22 protein-coding genes and 1 pseudogene are annotated in these 17,334 nt (G+C 57.0%); 8 read left to right on the top strand and 15 right to left on the bottom strand.

The genetic code is table 11. The annotated features are described in order from the left end of the window. Positions 1-109 precede the first annotated feature (109 nt). Positions 110-592 (bottom strand): hypothetical protein, encoded by a 483-nt coding sequence (locus LCM31_RS00005; RefSeq protein WP_224866470.1) that lies wholly within the window; start codon positions 590-592, stop codon positions 110-112. A gap of 752 nt (positions 593-1,344) precedes the next feature. Then, complete coding sequence (locus tag LCM31_RS00010; RefSeq protein ID WP_224866472.1) at positions 1,345-2,040, bottom strand: SDR family oxidoreductase; 696 nt, start codon at positions 2,038-2,040, stop codon at positions 1,345-1,347. A gap of 55 nt (positions 2,041-2,095) precedes the next feature. Here LCM31_RS00010 and LCM31_RS00015 point away from each other — a divergent pair, with 55 nt between their 5' ends. The 5 genes from LCM31_RS00015 (at position 2,096) to LCM31_RS00035 (ending at position 5,694) form a co-directional block, all read left to right on the top strand. Continuing rightward, positions 2,096-2,416, top strand: a complete 321-nt coding sequence (locus tag LCM31_RS00015) for a DUF3301 domain-containing protein (RefSeq protein WP_224866474.1) — start codon at positions 2,096-2,098, stop codon at positions 2,414-2,416. 36 nt (positions 2,417-2,452) lie between these two features. After that, positions 2,453-2,674 (top strand): DUF1653 domain-containing protein, encoded by a 222-nt coding sequence (locus LCM31_RS00020; protein WP_224866477.1) that lies wholly within the window; start codon positions 2,453-2,455, stop codon positions 2,672-2,674. 46 nt (positions 2,675-2,720) lie between these two features. After that, entirely contained in the window at positions 2,721-3,788 is a 1,068-nt protein-coding gene (locus LCM31_RS00025; RefSeq protein ID WP_224866479.1) for a saccharopine dehydrogenase family protein, read from the top strand. Positions 3,789-3,938: 150 nt separating this feature from the next. After that, the gene (locus tag LCM31_RS00030; protein WP_224866481.1) at positions 3,939-4,466 is read left to right on the top strand and encodes a phosphatase PAP2 family protein; all 528 of its coding nucleotides are present in this window, start codon (positions 3,939-3,941) and stop codon (positions 4,464-4,466) included. A gap of 82 nt (positions 4,467-4,548) precedes the next feature. Beyond that, entirely contained in the window at positions 4,549-5,694 is a 1,146-nt protein-coding gene (locus LCM31_RS00035) for an MJ1255/VC2487 family glycosyltransferase (protein ID WP_224866483.1), read from the top strand. A 29-nt stretch (positions 5,695-5,723) separates the two neighbouring features. Here the strand turns inward: LCM31_RS00035 and LCM31_RS00040 are convergent, their stop codons facing one another. From LCM31_RS00040 to LCM31_RS00100, 13 genes and pseudogenes are all read right to left on the bottom strand, one after another. Then, positions 5,724-6,431: a polysaccharide deacetylase family protein gene (locus LCM31_RS00040; RefSeq protein ID WP_318247424.1), complete on the bottom strand. Its 708-nt coding sequence runs from the start codon at positions 6,429-6,431 to the stop codon at positions 5,724-5,726. 186 nt (positions 6,432-6,617) lie between these two features. Continuing rightward, positions 6,618-8,024, bottom strand: coding sequence for an ATP-binding protein (locus tag LCM31_RS00045; protein WP_224866487.1), 1,407 nt, complete (start codon positions 8,022-8,024; stop codon positions 6,618-6,620). Positions 8,025-8,029: 5 nt separating this feature from the next. Beyond that, complete coding sequence (locus LCM31_RS00050; protein ID WP_224866489.1) at positions 8,030-8,704, bottom strand: response regulator transcription factor; 675 nt, start codon at positions 8,702-8,704, stop codon at positions 8,030-8,032. 35 nt (positions 8,705-8,739) lie between these two features. Further along, positions 8,740-9,165, bottom strand: a complete 426-nt coding sequence (locus LCM31_RS00055) for a PepSY domain-containing protein (protein WP_224866490.1) — start codon at positions 9,163-9,165, stop codon at positions 8,740-8,742. A 56-nt stretch (positions 9,166-9,221) separates the two neighbouring features. After that, entirely contained in the window at positions 9,222-9,830 is a 609-nt protein-coding gene (locus LCM31_RS00060) for a glycine zipper 2TM domain-containing protein (protein WP_224866491.1), read from the bottom strand. Positions 9,831-10,051: 221 nt separating this feature from the next. Further along, the gene (locus tag LCM31_RS00065; protein ID WP_224866493.1) at positions 10,052-10,558 is read right to left on the bottom strand and encodes a DUF3106 domain-containing protein; all 507 of its coding nucleotides are present in this window, start codon (positions 10,556-10,558) and stop codon (positions 10,052-10,054) included. Further along, on the bottom strand, positions 10,551-10,847 hold the full coding sequence (locus LCM31_RS00070) for a hypothetical protein (RefSeq protein ID WP_224866495.1): 297 nt from the start codon (positions 10,845-10,847) through the stop codon (positions 10,551-10,553). The genes LCM31_RS00065 and LCM31_RS00070 overlap by 8 nt, the downstream gene beginning before the upstream one ends. After that, positions 10,831-11,247: a hypothetical protein gene (locus tag LCM31_RS00075; RefSeq protein ID WP_224866497.1), complete on the bottom strand. Its 417-nt coding sequence runs from the start codon at positions 11,245-11,247 to the stop codon at positions 10,831-10,833. The genes LCM31_RS00070 and LCM31_RS00075 overlap by 17 nt, the downstream gene beginning before the upstream one ends. Beyond that, positions 11,244-11,789, bottom strand: a pseudogene (locus tag LCM31_RS00080) (RNA polymerase sigma factor); the annotation flags it as partial. The pseudogene LCM31_RS00080 and the gene LCM31_RS00075, both read right to left, overlap by 4 nt. A 129-nt stretch (positions 11,790-11,918) precedes the next feature. Next, a complete protein-coding gene (locus LCM31_RS00085; protein WP_224866501.1) occupies positions 11,919-12,302 on the bottom strand; it encodes a hypothetical protein in 384 nt (127 codons plus the stop codon). A gap of 106 nt (positions 12,303-12,408) precedes the next feature. Then, entirely contained in the window at positions 12,409-13,767 is a 1,359-nt protein-coding gene (locus LCM31_RS00090) for an L-cystine transporter (protein ID WP_224866503.1), read from the bottom strand. Between the two features lie 142 nt (positions 13,768-13,909). Continuing rightward, complete coding sequence (locus LCM31_RS00095; RefSeq protein WP_224866505.1) at positions 13,910-14,407, bottom strand: TlpA family protein disulfide reductase; 498 nt, start codon at positions 14,405-14,407, stop codon at positions 13,910-13,912. Further along, positions 14,364-15,722 carry a YihY family inner membrane protein gene (locus LCM31_RS00100; RefSeq protein ID WP_224866507.1) on the bottom strand — a complete coding sequence of 453 codons (1,359 nt, stop codon included), beginning with the start codon at positions 15,720-15,722 and terminating at the stop codon, positions 14,364-14,366. Before LCM31_RS00100 ends, LCM31_RS00095 begins: the two co-directional genes overlap by 44 nt. A gap of 219 nt (positions 15,723-15,941) precedes the next feature. Here LCM31_RS00100 and arsC point away from each other — a divergent pair, with 219 nt between their 5' ends. The 3 genes from arsC to LCM31_RS00115 are packed head-to-tail and all read left to right on the top strand — an operon-like array spanning position 15,942 to position 17,297. Continuing rightward, positions 15,942-16,286 carry an arsenate reductase (glutaredoxin) gene (arsC, locus tag LCM31_RS00105; RefSeq protein WP_224866509.1) on the top strand — a complete coding sequence of 115 codons (345 nt, stop codon included), beginning with the start codon at positions 15,942-15,944 and terminating at the stop codon, positions 16,284-16,286. After that, complete coding sequence (wrbA, locus tag LCM31_RS00110; RefSeq protein ID WP_224866511.1) at positions 16,286-16,900, top strand: NAD(P)H:quinone oxidoreductase; 615 nt, start codon at positions 16,286-16,288, stop codon at positions 16,898-16,900. Before arsC ends, wrbA begins: the two co-directional genes overlap by 1 nt. Continuing rightward, positions 16,893-17,297, top strand: coding sequence for a DUF2069 domain-containing protein (locus LCM31_RS00115; RefSeq protein ID WP_224866512.1), 405 nt, complete (start codon positions 16,893-16,895; stop codon positions 17,295-17,297). The genes wrbA and LCM31_RS00115 overlap by 8 nt, the downstream gene beginning before the upstream one ends. Positions 17,298-17,334: the final 37 nt, after the last annotated feature.

A 17,334-nucleotide genomic window follows, 5' to 3' on the forward strand; every position in this document is an offset into this window, starting at 1 on the left:
TGCCATCGTTGCCTGCATGCGAAAGCAACTCACGATCCTCAATACCATGGTTAAAAACAACACGTACTGGGATGAAAAAATGGCTTAATCGCTTGACGGGACACCATAGTCACTTGTTATAGGTTTTAGCCCAGTCAACTACGAAGTCCGCATATTTTGGACAAAATCTTTTAAATTGGGAGACTAGCTCTCTACCACCAAATGTCACCGTGTTTTCATGTGACCAATATACAACGTTCCTCAAGTGAGAGTCGCAAGCAAACGTCTCATAGTACCCAAATGAAAATCCAGAATACTCACTTTCTTCAAAATGTGCGCCCGTTTCCTGGAAGAAATATATTTTCTCTCCATGGAAGAAGTTTACTAGAAATTGCTCAAGATCTGGTTCAGAGTGATAAGGAAGAATTTTATTTCCATCGATAGCCAAGACTTCGATTAGAGGTGTTGGATCTAGCTCCAATGGGAACCAGTAGTTACCACCCCATCCCCAAAGAGACATTGCAGCAGCACGCGCACGGTCAAGTTTACGCTGCACCTGGTTCTGCTCTTGAAGATATCGATCTAAACGTGCTCCAGCATCTTCCTTATTCATATCACTGCTCGAGACCTATAACGCCGCGCTCAGGGGCGGCTTGCTTTGGGCGCATTTTGCGCAAAAATGGGAGCGAGGCGACCTGCGCAAAAGGTGCACAAAGTAAGCCGTCCCCTGCAGCGCCTGGTTATGGCTGGCCGCGCTGCGGAACCGCCTACTGGCACGCTGCCAGCCACGGATTGGCTGGCCACCGCCCATTAAAACGTGGAAAGAATACCGCACTTTCCCCAACCTGTTTTTATCTTATTGGCACGCCACAATACTGCAGCGAGCTGCCAGCTTCTACTGAACTCAAGCGAACGCTCTAGGAACGAAACTGCTTGAATGTGCCGTGGCAAAAAGCCAAATACTGGATGCCAAAACTGTGCGCAAAATTTTCAGCCACACAAAAACTATTTTTACCGACCGGCACCATAACATTTTAATCGTAGTCCCAAAGACTACTATTTCGTGGCTACTATTCCCAGCCGCACTGAAAGTAAATTCTCTGTCAGAACCTATATAATTCAAACGCTTAACTGCGCTAAGGCACCCATCACCTTTCTGCGAAAATGGTCGTCACGACTACTATCCCCAATCTGCGCGACCATCCTAAACCATTGATTTGGATAACTTTTCTTTGGAATTCACCTGTTTCACTGGGGATAGTAGTCGTGACGATCGAAATGCCGGCTCGATGATGGTCATATTTGAATCACTAATCACCGGGCAAGCATTGGAATGTGGCTGCTTCGCCATGGATATTCAAATGGTTACCAGGGAATGACGCATCCATCGTAATTAAAGAACTGACCGCTATCTTCTGCGCTGGCGTTGAGCAGCAGATTTTTTACACCCGCTACACTTTCCTCCGTAGATATCAGCGCATTGGGGCCACCCATTTCGGTTTTAACCCAACCCGGGTGCAGAGCAACCACCTTGATCCCCTGCTCTTTAAGATCGATCGCGAGGCTCTTTACCACCTGGTTCAGTGCAGTCTTGGAGGAGCGATACATGTAACCGCCCCCAGACTGGTTGTCGGCAATACTGCCTACCTTGCTGCTCAATATTCCAACAACTTTGTTTTGACCTGCCGCCAGGTTGGGGTAGAAGGCCTCGGCGAGTTTGTAGGGGGCGATGGTGTTGATTTCCAGTACCTTGCGCCACTCGTCCACATCGACGTGGCCGAAGGTCACGCCTTTCGGCCCGTAGTAGCCGGCATTGCTCACGAGAATATCCACAGGGCGCCCGTGCAGGCGCTGCGCCAGGTCCGCCAACTGCGCATAGTCGGTAACATCCAACGTATGCACTTCCAGGTTTGCATAGGATTCGTTCAACTCGCTCAGCTCCCACGCCGCAGACGGGTTACGGCAGGTAGCGATCACTTTCCAACCATCTTTGACAGATTGCCGGGCCATTTCGAGGCCTATGCCGCGGTTACAACCGGTGATGAGAATCGTGCCAGACATGTTGACTCCTGTGGTGGTATTCTTGCCCGGTTCGATAATAGCAACTGCAAATGTTATGTATTACTCGCTTGGCGATTTGATCTGGATTTTTATACTGGCACTGCCCGCCTGGTATTTTTGGGCTGGTATGGCGGCCAAGGACAGGGTGCGCAAGATTGTTAAGGATCACTGTATGAAAACCGGCGTGCAGCTGCTGGATGATACGGTGATGCTGGACCGCACCCGCATCAAGCGCGACCGCCACGGCCAGCTGCGCATTCAACGACGTTACGAATTCGAATTTACCTCGACTGGCGAGCGCCGTTACGAGGGTTTCGCGGTACTGCACGGCCAGCGTATTACTCAGATCCAGCTCTCGCCCTTTCACCTCGACTAATCCTCGAGCCGGTGAAAAAACAAACAAGAGAACCCCATGCAATCACTCAAGAAAGGTATCTACCGGCACTACAAGGGCAATCTGTACCACCTGATGGAAATTGCCACCCACAGTGAAACCGGGGAACAACTGGCAATTTACCGCGCTCTGTATGATGACTTTGGTGTGTGGGCACGTCCCCTGGCCATGTTTGCAGAAACCGTAACCAAAGACGGTAAGCCATTCCCGCGCTTTGCCCTGGAAAAGCCGCTTGATTGACTTCGGTATCACGGCCTTCGCCAAATAAAGACAATAAGGACTCTCGGTGAACAACAAACAAATCCTGATTTACGGTGCCTACGGATACACCGGCGAACTGATCGCCCGTCAGGCCGTGGCCAAAGGGCTGAAACCTATTCTTGCCGGCCGCAGTGCCGCCAAGCTACAACCGCTGGCAAACGAGCTGCGCCTGCCCGCCATTGCGGCCTCGCTGGACGATGAGGAAGCCCTGGCGCACGCGCTGAAGGATGTTGCCGTCGTGATCCACTGTGCCGGCCCCTTCTCCGCCACCGCAGAACCCATGATGCGCGCCTGTATCGCCACCGGCACCCACTACCAGGACATCACCGGCGAAATGTCTGTGTATCAGATGGCCCACGGGATGGACGCCGAGGCGCGTGCCGCGGGCGTGGTGCTGTGCCCGGGCACCGGCTTTGACGTCATTCCCACCGATTGCCTGGCGGCGGCGCTGTATAAGGAAATGAACAGTGCCACCCACCTGACCCTGGGGTTTGACTCGGACTCAGGCCTCAGCCCGGGTACCGCTAAGACCTCGATCGAAAGCCTCGGTGTGGGCGGCGCAGTGCGCCGCAATGGCAAGATCGAGGTAACGCCTCATGGCGAGCTGACCCGCAAGATCAATTTCGGGCGTGGCGAGAAGTTTGCCGTTGCCATCCCTTGGGGCGATGTGGCTACCGCCTACTACTCCACCGAGATCCCGAATATCGAGGTGTATATCCCCATGAGCCCGCGCCGGGCGAAGAAAATGCAGAAGCTGAACGCATTCCGCTGGCTGCTACGCATGAAGTGGGTACAGAACTGGATGAAGGGCAAAGTGGACGAGAAGGTCCGTGGCCCCAGCGAGTCACAGCGCTCCCAGCAGCAGACCTGGGTGTGGGGCGAAGTCCGCAATGACCGCCGCGGCGAGCGCCGGGTAGGCCGCGTAGTTACCGCGAATGGGTACGACGTTACCGTGCACGGGTCGCTGGCGGTACTGGAGCATCTGCTGGGCTACACCGGTAACGGGGGCTATTTCACCCCTTCGAAACTGTGTGGCCACGAACTGGTCGAGAAGCTGCCGGGCTCCGGCGCGATCAAAATGTCCATCGACTAGATCTGTGTCTACGGCGCCACCGCTCACGTGGCGCTCTCTCTTCCCTCCCTATCCCCCTTCCCTGGCAAAACACCACCAGAATTCGCAGATTTCACAGACCTGACACATTTTGTTCAAGTCTGCGCAACATAGGCTTCGTACTTTTACCGTATGCGAAGCTTACCTATCACCCTAAAAACCGTCGATGTGTCGCTGGTCCTGCGTATGGCAGAGCGCGCGGCGCGACCGGCATCCCGTAGAAACTACCTGCTGCTGTCCCGCTCCGCGGATGGCTGGATCTACTTGGCATCGCCGCTGCTGGTGGCGATTGTGAGCCTGCAAGCGGCGCTGCAGTTCCTTACCGTCTGCGGTGCCGCCTTCGTCATAGAGCGCTCGCTCTACTGGACAATCAAAAACACCACCCGCCGTAACCGGCCTCCGGAATCGATTCCCGGACTGCGATCCATTGTTATTGCCAACGATCGCTTCAGCCTGCCATCCGGCCACACCTCCGGTGCCTTCCTGTTTGTGACCATGCTGGCCCAGAGCCTACACCCATTGTGGGCCCTGGGTTACTTCTGGGCTGCTGGAGTGGGCACTTCCCGCGTCGGGCTCGGCGTACATTACCCGACCGACGTATGTGCCGGTGCGCTACTGGGCACTTGTGTGGGGCTTACGGTCGCCGGGTCACTGCTATAAGTGCCGCACGCCACCGCTCACCGGTCTGGGTAAAAACAACTGAATACACTGCAACCCTCGCAATTCCTTTCGGAGAAGCAATTTGAAAATTCTGTACGGCGTTCAAGGTACCGGCAACGGCCATATTTCACGGGCCCGGGCCATGGCGGAAGCCTTCCAGCAGTTTCCGAACTTGGAGGTTCAATGGCTGTTCTCAGGCCGCCCACCGGAACAGCTGTTCGCGATGGAAGCTTTTGGTGATTACTGGTGGCGCGAAGGGCTCACCTTCGTGCACAAGGAAGGCAAGATCGATCAGCTCGCCACCGCCAGGCAACTGGATTTGCGCAAGCTGCTGAAAGACATTCGTGAACTCCCGGTAAACGATTTTGATCTGGTTATCAGTGATTTTGAGCCGGTCACCGCATGGGCGGCGAAAAAGCGTAAGTGCCCAAGTATGGGATTGGGGCACCAGTATGCCTTTGACTACGCTATCCCAGCACCGGCTTTTGGCTGGCTGCCACGGACCATCATGAAACTGTTTGCGCCGGTGCCACTGGGCCTGGGGATGCACTGGTATCACTTTGGCCAGCCGATCTTGCCGCCGATTGCCCACGCCCACGAAGAGACCGTGCCCCCAGAGCAGGACCATGTGCTGGTATACCTGCCGTTTGAACATGCACTGCCGCTGTTGCAACAGCTGGCGCAATTGCCGCAGAAGTTTATTGTTTACGGTCTGCCCACAGATCTCCCCAAAGCGGACAACATCACCCTTAAGGCACCTTCGATAGAAGGCTTCCGCCACGACGTCGCCACGGCCCGCGCCGTTATCTGCAACAGTGGCTTCGAACTAATTGCCGAGACGCTGACGCTGGGTAAACCGATTTTGACCCGCCCGCTCAAGGGGCAGTTCGAACAGGAGGCCAATGCAATGGCCTTGCAAGAACTGCAACTGGCGAGGGTGGTAAAACATATCGATGCACTCACCATTGGCCGCTGGCTGGAGGAGCAGCCAAGAGGCGTGCGCATCGACTGGCCGGATGTAGCGCACGCTATTGTGCAGTGGATTTCCGAAGGCCGCGCCGAAGCGCCACAAGAGTTATCCAAAAGATTGTGGCAGGGTGTCATTCCCGGCCAGCGCCGTACCAAAGCCGAAGTGCAAGGCAACAGCGCAGCGGTGGAAGTGGACGGTGTCGAAGGTGTGGAAGGTGTGGAAGGTGTGGAAGGTGTCGAGGGTAGCGAAGGCACCTGATCAGGTGCCTTGGTTTTTGCGCGCGCGGTTTAACGCTGGTTACGCACCTGCTCCCGTTGCAGATGGGCAACGGCCTCCCGCATGGTCGTTACCCAGTAGCGCTCCGGATTGGCCGCCAGGTGTTGCAGGAGTGCGCGGTGGTCCTCGGAGGCGACCGAGATGTAATCCCCACCCACTCCGTGAAATAAAAAGCCCACAAGGCTGTTGTTTTCCCGGGCGGCTTCCGCCACGGCTATCAGTTGTTCTGCGGTTTTTTCTGCACCATCGAACGAGGCTATTCGGTAAAAATCTTTGTTGTCCGGATGATGCTGTCCGTCGGCGGAAAACAAGCGCGCGGCGCTTACCAGTTTTTTCAGCTCCGGCAGTACATCCTCACCCCCCGCCGTCATATCACCACACGGGTAGGCAAAGGTACGCTCCTCCTCACCGTCGATGGCCTTGAGCATGGTATTGGTGGTCTGCACTTCATCCACAAATTGCGCGAGGGTGTACTTGTCGAGATCTTGCCACGGTTGCACCCAACTGCGATTAGCCAACGATTTGCGGCACGGGTGGTAAAGCATATGGTTGCCGAGTTCGTGGCCACTCTGCGCGGCGCGGCGCCACTCGTGCTGGCGCAAGCGCACCGACGGGCGCGCACCGCTCAGATAAAAAGTACCGGGCAGTTTGTGTTTATCGAGCTGGGGGATGGCCACGTCCAGGTGTGAATCCAGCGCATCATCGTAGGACAACACCACAGCAACTTCCGCACCACCAGGCCAGGGGGAAACGGCCCCAGAAGCGGCCCCAGAAGCCGGCACCAAAAGTACTATGCAGCAAGAGGCGATAACGGAAAACGCTGTCGACGAAAGCTGCCGTACATGCTTTCCTGACCATTTTGACAACATACAAACTTCCTGTTTGTTTTATTGTGACGGAACGGATTAAAGTGCGACCCGCAGGGTAAGTCCGCCGAGATCCATATCGACCGTTTCCGACGGCTCGGCTATGGCAATCGTGCCGTGGTAACTCTCTACGATATCGACAACCACGGCAAGACCAATGCCCTGCCCCTGCTGCTGTTCATCGGCCCGCACACCGCGCTGAATTACCTGTTGCCATTGGTCTTCGGTCAGTCCCGGACCGTTATCTGCAACAATTATCTCCAGCCCACGCTGGTCGTCGGTGTTTTTCGCACTGACCAGCAGTTTGCCGCCACCATACTTGTACCCGTTGTCGAGAAGGTTCCCCAGCATTTCCATCAGATCCCCTTCATCGCCATAAAACAGCACGGAAGGGTCGCACAGCAGTTCTGCATCGATGGATTTATCCCGGTAGGCTTTATCCAGTGCCGAGAGAATTTTCTCTGCCATGGGCTGTACCGCCACGCCGCGCAAGATGGACTTGGGCGATGTCGCCACCGCGCGCTTCAGCTGGTAACTGATAATCCCGTCCATGCGCTCCACCTGCTCCGCCAGCGCCTGCTGTGCGGCCTGTGGGTTGGCGGCCACGTCCATGCCTTTTAGCACCGCCAGTGGCGTTTTCAGACTGTGCGCGAGGTCACCCAGCGTATTGCGGGTTTTCTCCCGCTGGCGACGCTCATTTTCTATCAGCAGGTTCAGGTTATCGGTCAGGGGTACGAGTTCTTTCGGGAATTTGCCCTGCAAGGTATCGGCACCCCCACGTTGCATATTCTTCAGCGCACTGGTCACTTGGCGCAAAGGCGCCAGCCCCCAATGCAGCACGAGTAGCTGTACCGCGATCAGTGCCAGGGCGCCGATACCCAACCAGCGCCACAGGGTGGTATTGAATTGATACACCTGCGCCTGCAGCGGCCCGGCGTCTTCCAGCACCACAAAGGTAAATTGCAGCTCGTTATCCAGCCCCCAGGCGATCCCCTGGCGGAAGCTGCTGTAGGGTACGATTGAGTCCGGCAGCTGAATTTCGGCAAACACCTGCTGGCCCTGGCGCAGCGGTAACGGCAACGGTAACTCGGAGAAATTTGGCAGGCTAAGTGCCGAAGGTGAACGCCAGATAACCCGGCCGCGGGCATCCATTACCGCGCCAATCAAACCGGAATCCGGCTGGTTGAATCGCGGCTCCGGCAGGTTCAGGGGCAACAGCAGATTGTCGCCGTCCGGCTCGGCCACCGCCAGTAGCGTATAGATGTGCAACTGCAGCTCACGCGCTTTGGACTCATCCAGGGAGGTGCGGTAGGCCTTTTCCAGCACACCAGAAAGTACCACCAGAAAAACAAGTAGTACCAGAGTGGCCATCAGCGAAAGACGGCCAGACAGGGAATGTATCCAGCCCGAGAGGAACTGGCGGATATTAGACAGGCGGTTCAGCAAGGTAATCAGCTCGCCGGGCTAAACCGGTAACCGCGCCCACGCAGGGTTTCGATGGGTTTTATCCCACCTGCGGCATCCAGCTTTTTACGCAGGCGACCGATAAATACTTCAATCACGTTACTGTCGCGATCACAGTCCTGCTCGTAGATGTGCTCGGTGAGCGTGGTTTTCGATACCACCTCATCCGGATGCAGCATCAGGTATTCGAGTACCTTGTACTCAAACGACGTCAGGTCCAGCTCGCTGTCGGACACCTTCACCCGCTGGGCGCTGGTATCCAGCTCGATGGGGCCGACGCTAATGACAGGGGAAGAAAAGCCGGCGGAGCGCCGCACCAGTGCGTTCAACCGGGCGAGCAACTCTTCGGTATGGAAGGGCTTGGTCAGGTAATCATCACCACCGGCTTCCAGGCCGCGCACCCGCTCCTGCCAGTGGCCGCGAGCCGTGAGAATCAGGATGGGGAAATGCCGCGATTCCTTGCGCAGGGTTTCAATAACCTGGATACCATCAATTTTCGGCAGCCCCAGGTCCATTATCGCTACGTCGTAAGGGTACTCGCGCCCCAGATACAATGCTTCTTCGCCATCGGGCGCTTCGTCGACGGTGTACCCCCCCTTGCGCAGGGAAGCCGCCAGCTGTTCACGCAACGCGTGTTCATCTTCTACCAGCAGTGCGCGCATGGTGTGTCCTCAGTAATGCATTTTTCGTTATAGAGTTAGCGAGAAATTCTTCCGCTCTGTCGATCCACGAATACAACATAGACCTGACTTTTTTCAGAAAGTCCCTTCACGCGGAACATACTTTTGCCTTTGCGCTGTACTTCGCTGATCGCCAGGATCTTGCCACCAAAGCGTCGTTTTACCAGAGCCGCGGCCTCATTTTTGGAAATGCCTTTGTTTTGCACCCGCACTGTGGCCAGAGGCTTTATTTCCAGATGCCTTACTTTCGCGGCCTGCGGCATTTGTGCCCCTTTTAACGCCGCCTGTGACATTGCCGATGCCGCAGACACCGGCGCGCTCACCAGTGCCGCCAGTAGTAAGCAGGCCAATACGGCAAACGGTACAAGTTTCATCCCTGCGAAGTGGATGGATACGGCCCCTTTCACTTGCTGTGCGGCTTGCGGACCTCGAGTGACTTTCACTGCTCTGCTCCTGTCGATTCCATAGCGCCGGTGGATGAATAACAATCAGACGTTGATCACAGTACCGGCGTGACGTCTACACGAACCCGAATTCTATCTCCAGGATGGTGGTTAGTGCGAATCAGATATTCCTGGCCGTTGTAGCGGTAGTTGACGTCGTAGCCAATCAACTCACGGCGCGTGCTCACTTCTTCGACAACCTGACAGCGCTGCTGGGTGCCGTACTGGACTGGCGCCTGGCTGCGACTGATGGCATTGCCGATAACAGCGCCTACCGCAGCGCCTGCGACCATGCCCGCAGCCTTGTTGCCGTGATGATGCCGGTGATAGCGACGGTGGTGGTAACGCTTGTGGTGCCTGTGTCCTTTGCTCACATTGCGCCCCACCGCAGCCCCCACGAGGCCGCCGATAATGGCCCCGGCCGGGGAAGGCTGCTGATAGGTGACGGTCTGGTCCCAGCACTGGGTTCTGGGCTCGACGACATTCACGTCATTATAGATAGGCGTCACTGCGGTGACGGGGGCGTAGTCATAGCCATCCTGGCCCCCATGCGGACCGGGGTAATAGCCACTGTCACCTGCGCTGGCGCGGACACTCACCGCCACCAGAACCACGGTGAGACCAACCAGTGCCAGCTGCTGTAACCACTTGTTTGTTAATGCCATGTTGCGTACTCCCTAGACCCGAGCGGTGATGCTCTGGTGTGACTCTATTCTGAAACTGGTCACTACCAGGCATCTTTGTTTGGCCAACAATTCGACCGATGGGCGTACTTTAAAGGGCGCTGACTGAATCGATCCTGAACTGAAACGAAAAAGCGGGGCTTCCTGCCCCGCATATACTGGCCCCGCATATACTGGCCCCGCATATACTGGCCCCGCATAAATTAGTCTCGCTTCTGTCGTTTGCCGCCGCGCTGTTTGAAGCGCTGCCGCTGCTCTGGTGTCATCTTGCGCCAGCGCTCCCGCAAACGGCGCTGGCGCTCCGGTGGCAGCTGCTTGAAGCGTTCGCGCGCCTCGCGGATTCTCTTGCGCTCTTCCGGCGGCAGCTTTTTGAAGCGGTCATAGGACTCGCGCAGCTTCTGACGCTGCTCGGGCTTCAAGCGCTGCCAGCGGCCAAATTCCTGGCGCGCCTGCTGTCGCTCCTGGGCACTCATGCCCGCCCAGCGCGCCGCGCCCTCCCGCAGGCGGGTGCGCTGCTCCGGGGTAAACTGCTCCCAGCGACCTTCAAAGCGCTGCAGTAACTGGCGCTCGCTGTCACTCAGCTCTTTCCACGCGGCCGAGTCGGCCCAGGCGCCACTGGCAAGGGAGGCCAACAACAGCAGTGCCAAGCCGATTTTCCGCACGGTGCCGGCAACGGGATTCGATGTGTGTTTGGCTGTGGCGTTACTCATTGCGCTCACCCTGCTCACGTTGTTCACTTTGCTCACGACCTCCCCCCAAATCGACCACCTCTGACTTGGGCGGGGCTGGCTGCTTCTCCAGCACGTCTTCCACTTCGCTCGGGGCGATAAATTCACCGGTCTCATCGGTCCAATCCGACAGAAATAACAAAAAGTCTTCATCCAGAGGTTCGTTGGCAAACGCAAAAGGCAACATCACCAGCTGAACCGGCAGAGTCCACGCCAGAATCCGTATTGACGTACGGCGCCTGCCAACCCCCGACTCAGGACGAGTGGCCATCCAGCGCCTCCTCTGCCAGCCACTGGTAAAACTCCACGTCTTCGATCATGTCCAGCTCGGCGTCTTCATTCAGAATCCACGCATCCGCCAGCACATCCACCGGCTCACCCTGGAAACTGGATCGCTCCTGCCCGAAAAACAGCGCCACCGTCAGCACGGCTGCGGCACTGGCCAGCCCCGTGGGTAACCAAAGCATCCAGCCTGGCCGCGCAGTATCAGCCGCACCATCTAGTGCTGCAGAGCGCGCACGACGCAGGCGCGACAGGGTTTCGCCGTCGAGCGATTGCTCGCGGCGCTCCATGGCTGCGCGCGCACCGGCCGCTAATTCGGCATCGTTGCGCTCGCTCGTCTCTTCGCGCTCCCGCGGCGGAGCCTTGGGCTTGTCTTGTGGCGACGTCATCGCACTTCCTCCAATTGCCCGCGCAGGGCAGCCAGCGCCCGGGACAGGTGGGTCTTCACACTACCGCTACTGCAGGACATGGCAGCAGCGGTTTCCGAGATATCAAAGCCTTCGACACAGCGCAACATAAATGCCTGCTGCTGCCGCGGGGGCAAACGACCGACGGCGGACTCAATCGCATCCAGGGCGCGCTCGGAAAACACACCTTGCTCCGGCCGTGGGCCACTCCGATCTTCCAGCGCACCCGGGTCAAACACATCGTCCGCCTCGTCGTCAACGCGGGCAAACTTTTCCCGCAGTAACTGCCAGCGCGAGACGGTCTTGTGACGGCGGTGCCAATCGGTAATTCGGTTATTGAGAATGGTAAAAAACAGCGGGCGCCACTGCTCCCGCTGTTTGTGGCTGTAATTGCGCACCAGCGCGAACATAGCATCCTGCACAATATCCAGCGCATCGTCACGGTTCCCCACCGCCATAGCGGCCATGGAGAAGGCACGCTTCTCTACCGAGGCTAAAAATTGTTCCATGCTGCGTACAGTGGCCCTTTGCGTGGAGACCCTTTGCTTGGGAACCCTGAGTACAGGAGCCTATTCTGAAAGCGTTTTATTATCATGCGATGGCGGCGCGGCCCATGCTACCCCCGGGCCGCACATTCCACTCTCCGAGATTCGTTAGTTCCCAACGCGCGCACTGCGACGGTCCATCCGGCGGTCCACTGCCTGCCCCTTGCGGTCGAGCTTGCGGTCAATACGGTTCCCTTTGCGATCCAGGCGGTTATCGATGCGATCCCCTTTCTTATCGAGATGCGCCGCGCGTTTGTCTTTGCCGTTGGAGGCGGCGCGTTCGGACTTGCGATCTAGCCGGTTGTTAATCCGGTCGCCCTTGTTGTCCAGGCGGTTGTCGATACGATCGCCCTTGTTATCCAGGCGCTGCTCGATGCGATCCCCTTTGTTATCCAGGTACTGCGCGCGCTTTTCGCCCGCATCTGCCGCTGCGACACCGGAAAGCGTCGCGGCCATGGCCAGAAGGACGATTTGTTGCTTGATCCGTTTCATCGATGTTTCCCTATTCTGGTGGGTGGTTTGCAAGTAAAAATGCGTTTGTTCACTTATCAAAACGCAGAGGTCCACGATTGGTTGACACATCAATGGATTTTTTTGTTTATCGGGCCTCTGCCGCCTCCCCGCTGTATCCTAGCCAGCGCTCGGTCAGGGTGCCCGCGGTCATGGCGCCATTCACATTCAACGCGGTGCGCGCCATATCGATCAGCGGCTCGACGGAGATCAATAGGGCAGCGATCTGGACCGGTAGCCCCATGGTAGGCAGCACCACCAGCGCAGCAAAGGTCGCCCCACCGCCCACGCCAGCGATACCGAAAGAGCTGATCACAATGACGGCAATCAGCGAGGTGAGCCACACGGGGTCAAACACATTGATCCCCATGGGCACCGCCACCATCACCGCCAACATCGCCGGGTAAATACCCGCACAACCATTCTGGCCGATAGTGGCGCCAAAAGAAGCGGAAAAGTTGGCAATGGCCGGGGAGTTACCGAGCTTGTCGATCTGGGTTTCCACATTGAGCGGTATCGTCGCAGCACTGGAACGGGAGCTGAAGGCGAACACCAGTACCGGCCATACCTTGGCGAAATAGTGCAGTGGACTGATGCCGTTGATCATCAGTAACAGCGCATGCACCGCAAACATCAGCGCAATCGCCACAAAGGAGGCGAGCACAAAGTTGAACAGGTTGAAGATGTCGGTCCAGCTGGACTTGGCGACCAGCGCCGTTACCAGCGCCATAACGCCGTAGGGGGTGAACGCCATAATCAGGCGCACCAGCTTCATTATCCAGGCCTGGGCCACGGTAACAAAACGTTCGATCGCAGCGCCCTGCTCCGGGTTCTCCCGGCGTACCGCCAGTGCGGCGAGTCCCATCAATACCGCGAAGATCACCACGGCGATCACCGAGGTATCGCGCTGGCCGGCAAGGTCCGCAAAAATATTGCGAGAAATAAACGAGGTAAGGATTTCGGGAATACTGAGGTCCGTCACGCGGCCCATGCGTTCATTCAGCACATCCACGCGCGCGGCTTCGCGGGAGCCTTCTACCAGCCCCTCCGCAGTCAGGCCAAACAGATGCGCGATCACCACACCAATGAACGCGGCAATGGCAGTGGTGCCGAGAAGGACCACCAGCACCGACCCACTGATTTTGCCGAGCGATGCGGTATTGCTCACTTTGACCACCGCGGCGAGGATCGAGATCAACACCAGCGGCATCACCAGCAGGTGCAGAAGATTCACGTAGCCGTTGCCAATCAGGCCGATCCAGTCGAGTACCCAGGGGGTATTTACGCCCCAGCCCTCTGCCAGGTGCATCAGGCCGCCGAGCAACACCCCCAATAGTAGCCCGGCAAACACCGCCGGCGCCAACGAATTGCGGCTGTGGTGCCAGCGCGCCAGAGGCCAGAGTAAAAACAGATAGAAGGCCAGCAGTAGAAATGCACTCAATTGCATTTATTTTGAGTCCCAAATTGCGGATTTTAGAAAAATAGTTTGCGCGCATCCTAACAGTCGGCGCGTAAATCCCTTAAAGACGCTTTGGTTATACAGGTAGAAGCAAGCGTATGGCGCATGCCAGCCAGCCCCGGGAAAGCCCCTACTCCGATAAGTAGGGTTGAATAGCCTCCATTAAGGATTCTGCGGTTTGCGGGCCGATTAACGTCCGCTGCCACTGGCCGTGACGGTCGATAATGAAGGTGGAAGGCAGTACCTGTGGTACCGCCTGACCCCAGCGCCCTTCCGGGGCGCCCGCCAACAACGGGAAAGCAATACCGAATTTGTCCGCTTGCCGCTGTATTTCTTCTTTTGGCGGCTGGTCAAAATTTACCCCAAGCACCAGAACCCGCCCCTTGTGCTCGCGGTAGAAGGTGTTTAGCTCGGGTATCTCTTCGCGACAGGGTGCACACCACTCTGCCCAGTAGTTCACCAGCAGGACTTTTCCCGAGGTATCCAGTGGTTCGCCATTCAATTCAGCTAACCCACCGGAGCGCGCGCCGCACCCCGTGGCCAGCGCGAGCACTGCGATTAGAAGAAAAAGAGCGCGGAACCGCTCAAGACTTGGCTGTTTTACTCGACGACTTGCCGCTACGCGCATTGCGGCTACTCCCTTTGCTAACCGATTTATTATCTGGGATCTCTTCCCCGGCCACCGCGGCGGGATTCAAGCTGGTATCCACGCTCTTTTCCACAACCTCTTGCGACATCGACTCGCGAAACAGGTCGCCAAGGCTTCGGGAAAGGTGCTCGCGGGAAAAGTCTCTCGCTTCGCGGAAGCGCGCTTCCACCTCGCGGTACCAGGGGCGCACTTCCAACTCGCGGTGGCCGCTCTCCGGCACCGGTGCCGGGTGCAGCCAATCCAGCATCTGTTGCAGGGTCACCGAATCCAGATCGCGTACCAATACAAACTCGTTGCGATCGGTTTGTCCAATCACCTGATTGTCCTGCAGCACCTCGCGGATACGGCGCCACTGCGTGGGACGTATACCCGCGCGTGAAATATCCTGTTCGCGAATGGTCTGTCCCTGCTGATAATTACAGAAAAACTTCCACAAAATAGACAGGGTTGCCACCAAGTCGGAGTAATTTCGCCCCTGGGCCGCCGCGTGGTAAGCGGACAGTGTTCGCACCAGCACACACCCTGCCAGCACGATCATCCACAACAAATAGATCCACAACAGGAACAGCGGTACAAAGGCGAATGCACCGTAAATCGCCTGTACTGAACTGCGTCCGACGATAGTGCCAAACAGATACTTTGCAAACTCAAAGGCAAAGGCGGTGATCACGCCGCCCGCAAGCCCATGACGCAGCGGCACACGGCAATTGGGTACCGCCACAAATAGCAAGGTAAAAGCGATGGCGGTAAACACCCAGGGCAGCACCCGCAATACCACCGGTAATACGCCCAGGCTATCGTTGTGCGCGAGCACTTTCTGTGAGAACAAATAGGTGGTGGCGGCCATACCGGCCCCGAGCAATATCGGCCCGAGACTCAGAATCGCCCAGTAGAGTAAAAAGCTGGAAACGCCGCGGCGGCCCTTGGGAATATCCCAGATTGCATTAAACGTGGCCTCGATATTTTTCAGCATAAAGCCCGCGGTCAGCAGCAGAATACCAATACCGACACCGGTAAGACGCTGGGCCTGGGTGGAAAAACTATCGATATACTCCTGCACTTCGCGCCCGCTCTCCGGCACGAAATGGGAAAAGATCTGGTGTTGGATTTTGCTTTCCAGACCCGCGAAGTCCGGGAACAGTGACAGCATGGCGTAACTCACCGTCACCAGGGGGACGATCGCGAACAGTGTCATGTACGTCAGCGCCGCGGCATTCTGCCGGCAGTTCTTCTCGTTGAACACGGTCCACAAAGAGGTAAAAAAACGACGCCAGCGGTGCACCATTTCAGTCATGGGTCTTCTCAATTTGTTATAGCTCTTGTCAAACAACTCCCCACACCACTTGCCAATCCGGCTCTCGCTTACCGTGTAAAACAAGTGGCTACGCGCCATTTTCTCGTGAATGGAGCGTATAAATCCGTGCAATTTGTCTAAAAAGTACGCCATACCTCAGCGTAGACGACCAACCGCAGGCTGTTAGAATACGCCAAACCTTAACAGGATACGCTTTCGATGTGGACGATCTACCATAACCCTCGCTGTTCAAAATCTCGCCAAACCCTGCAGTTACTGCAGGAAAACGATATCGAACCGGAAATCGTACTCTATCTGGAGACGCCGCCAGATGCCGCTGCTCTGAAAACCATTCTTGGCAAGCTCGGTATCGCGCCGCGCGATTTGCTACGCAAGGGCGAAGAGGCCTATAAAGAACTGAATCTGAAAGACTCCAGCCACAGCGACGACGATCTGATCGACGCGATGGTAAGTCATCCCAAGCTGATCGAGCGTCCTATCGTGGTCAAAGGTGACAAGGCCGTACTCGGCCGTCCGCCTGAAAATGTACTGGAGTTGATCTAGTGGCTTCTGCGAATCAAGCGCCTTACATCCTTGTGCTTTATTACAGTCGCAGTGGCGCCACCGCCAAAATGGCCGCGGAACTCGCCCGCGGCGTAGAGGAGCTAGGACTGGAAGCGCGATTGCGCACGGTACCTTCGGTTTCGCCAGATACCGCGGCATCCTTGCCTCCGGTACCCGACAGCGGCGCGCCTTACTGTACCCCGGATGACCTGCGCCACTGCGCCGGCCTGCTGCTGGGCAGCCCCACACGCTTTGGTAACATGGCAGCGCCATTGCGCTACTTTCTGGACCAGACCAGTGACATGTGGCTCGACGGCAGTCTGAGCGGCAAACCCGCCGCCGTGTTTACCTCCACCGGGAGCCTGCACGGCGGCCAGGAAACCACCCTGCTGTCGATGATGTTGCCGCTGATGCACCACGGCATGGTCATCGCTGGTATCCCCTATTCTGAAGGGGCCTTGATGCACACCTCCACCGGCGGCACACCGTACGGCGCCTCCCACTGGGCAGGCAGCGCTGAGGACGGCCTGAGTGCCGATGAGATCACCCTGTGCCGGGCACTTGGAAAACGCATTGCCGATCTGGCGAACCGACTGGGAGAGCACCGTGGCTAAAGACAAGAAACCAGGCAAGCCCATCGACGAGGCGCTGGTAGCCCGCAAATTGGCGTTCGCACGCAAACTCAACTGGGTGTGCTACGGCGGGCTGCTGCTGTTATTCGTTGTGTGGAACCTGTTCCTGGGCGGCTCATTTAAATGGTGGTTGCTGCAGACAGTGCCGCTGCTGCTGGTATTGCCCGGCCTGCTCAAGCAGCGTCAGCGCAGCTATTTATGGCTGTGTTTTATCCTGCTGCTCTATATTACCGCCGGAATCGTCGACGTAATGATGCCTACACGCGGCTGGCAGCATGGCGCGTTGACCGCCCTCAGCCTTATCCTATTTATATCGTCAATGATGACCAGTCGCTGGCAGGTGCAGTTACACAACGCACGCACCCACGTCAGTTTGTAAACCACAGAAGAAACACAACAGACCGTTCAACAAGGAG

This window comes from Microbulbifer agarilyticus (genome assembly GCF_020171345.1).
GTDB classification, from domain to species: Bacteria; Pseudomonadota; Gammaproteobacteria; order Pseudomonadales; family Cellvibrionaceae; genus Microbulbifer; species Microbulbifer agarilyticus_D.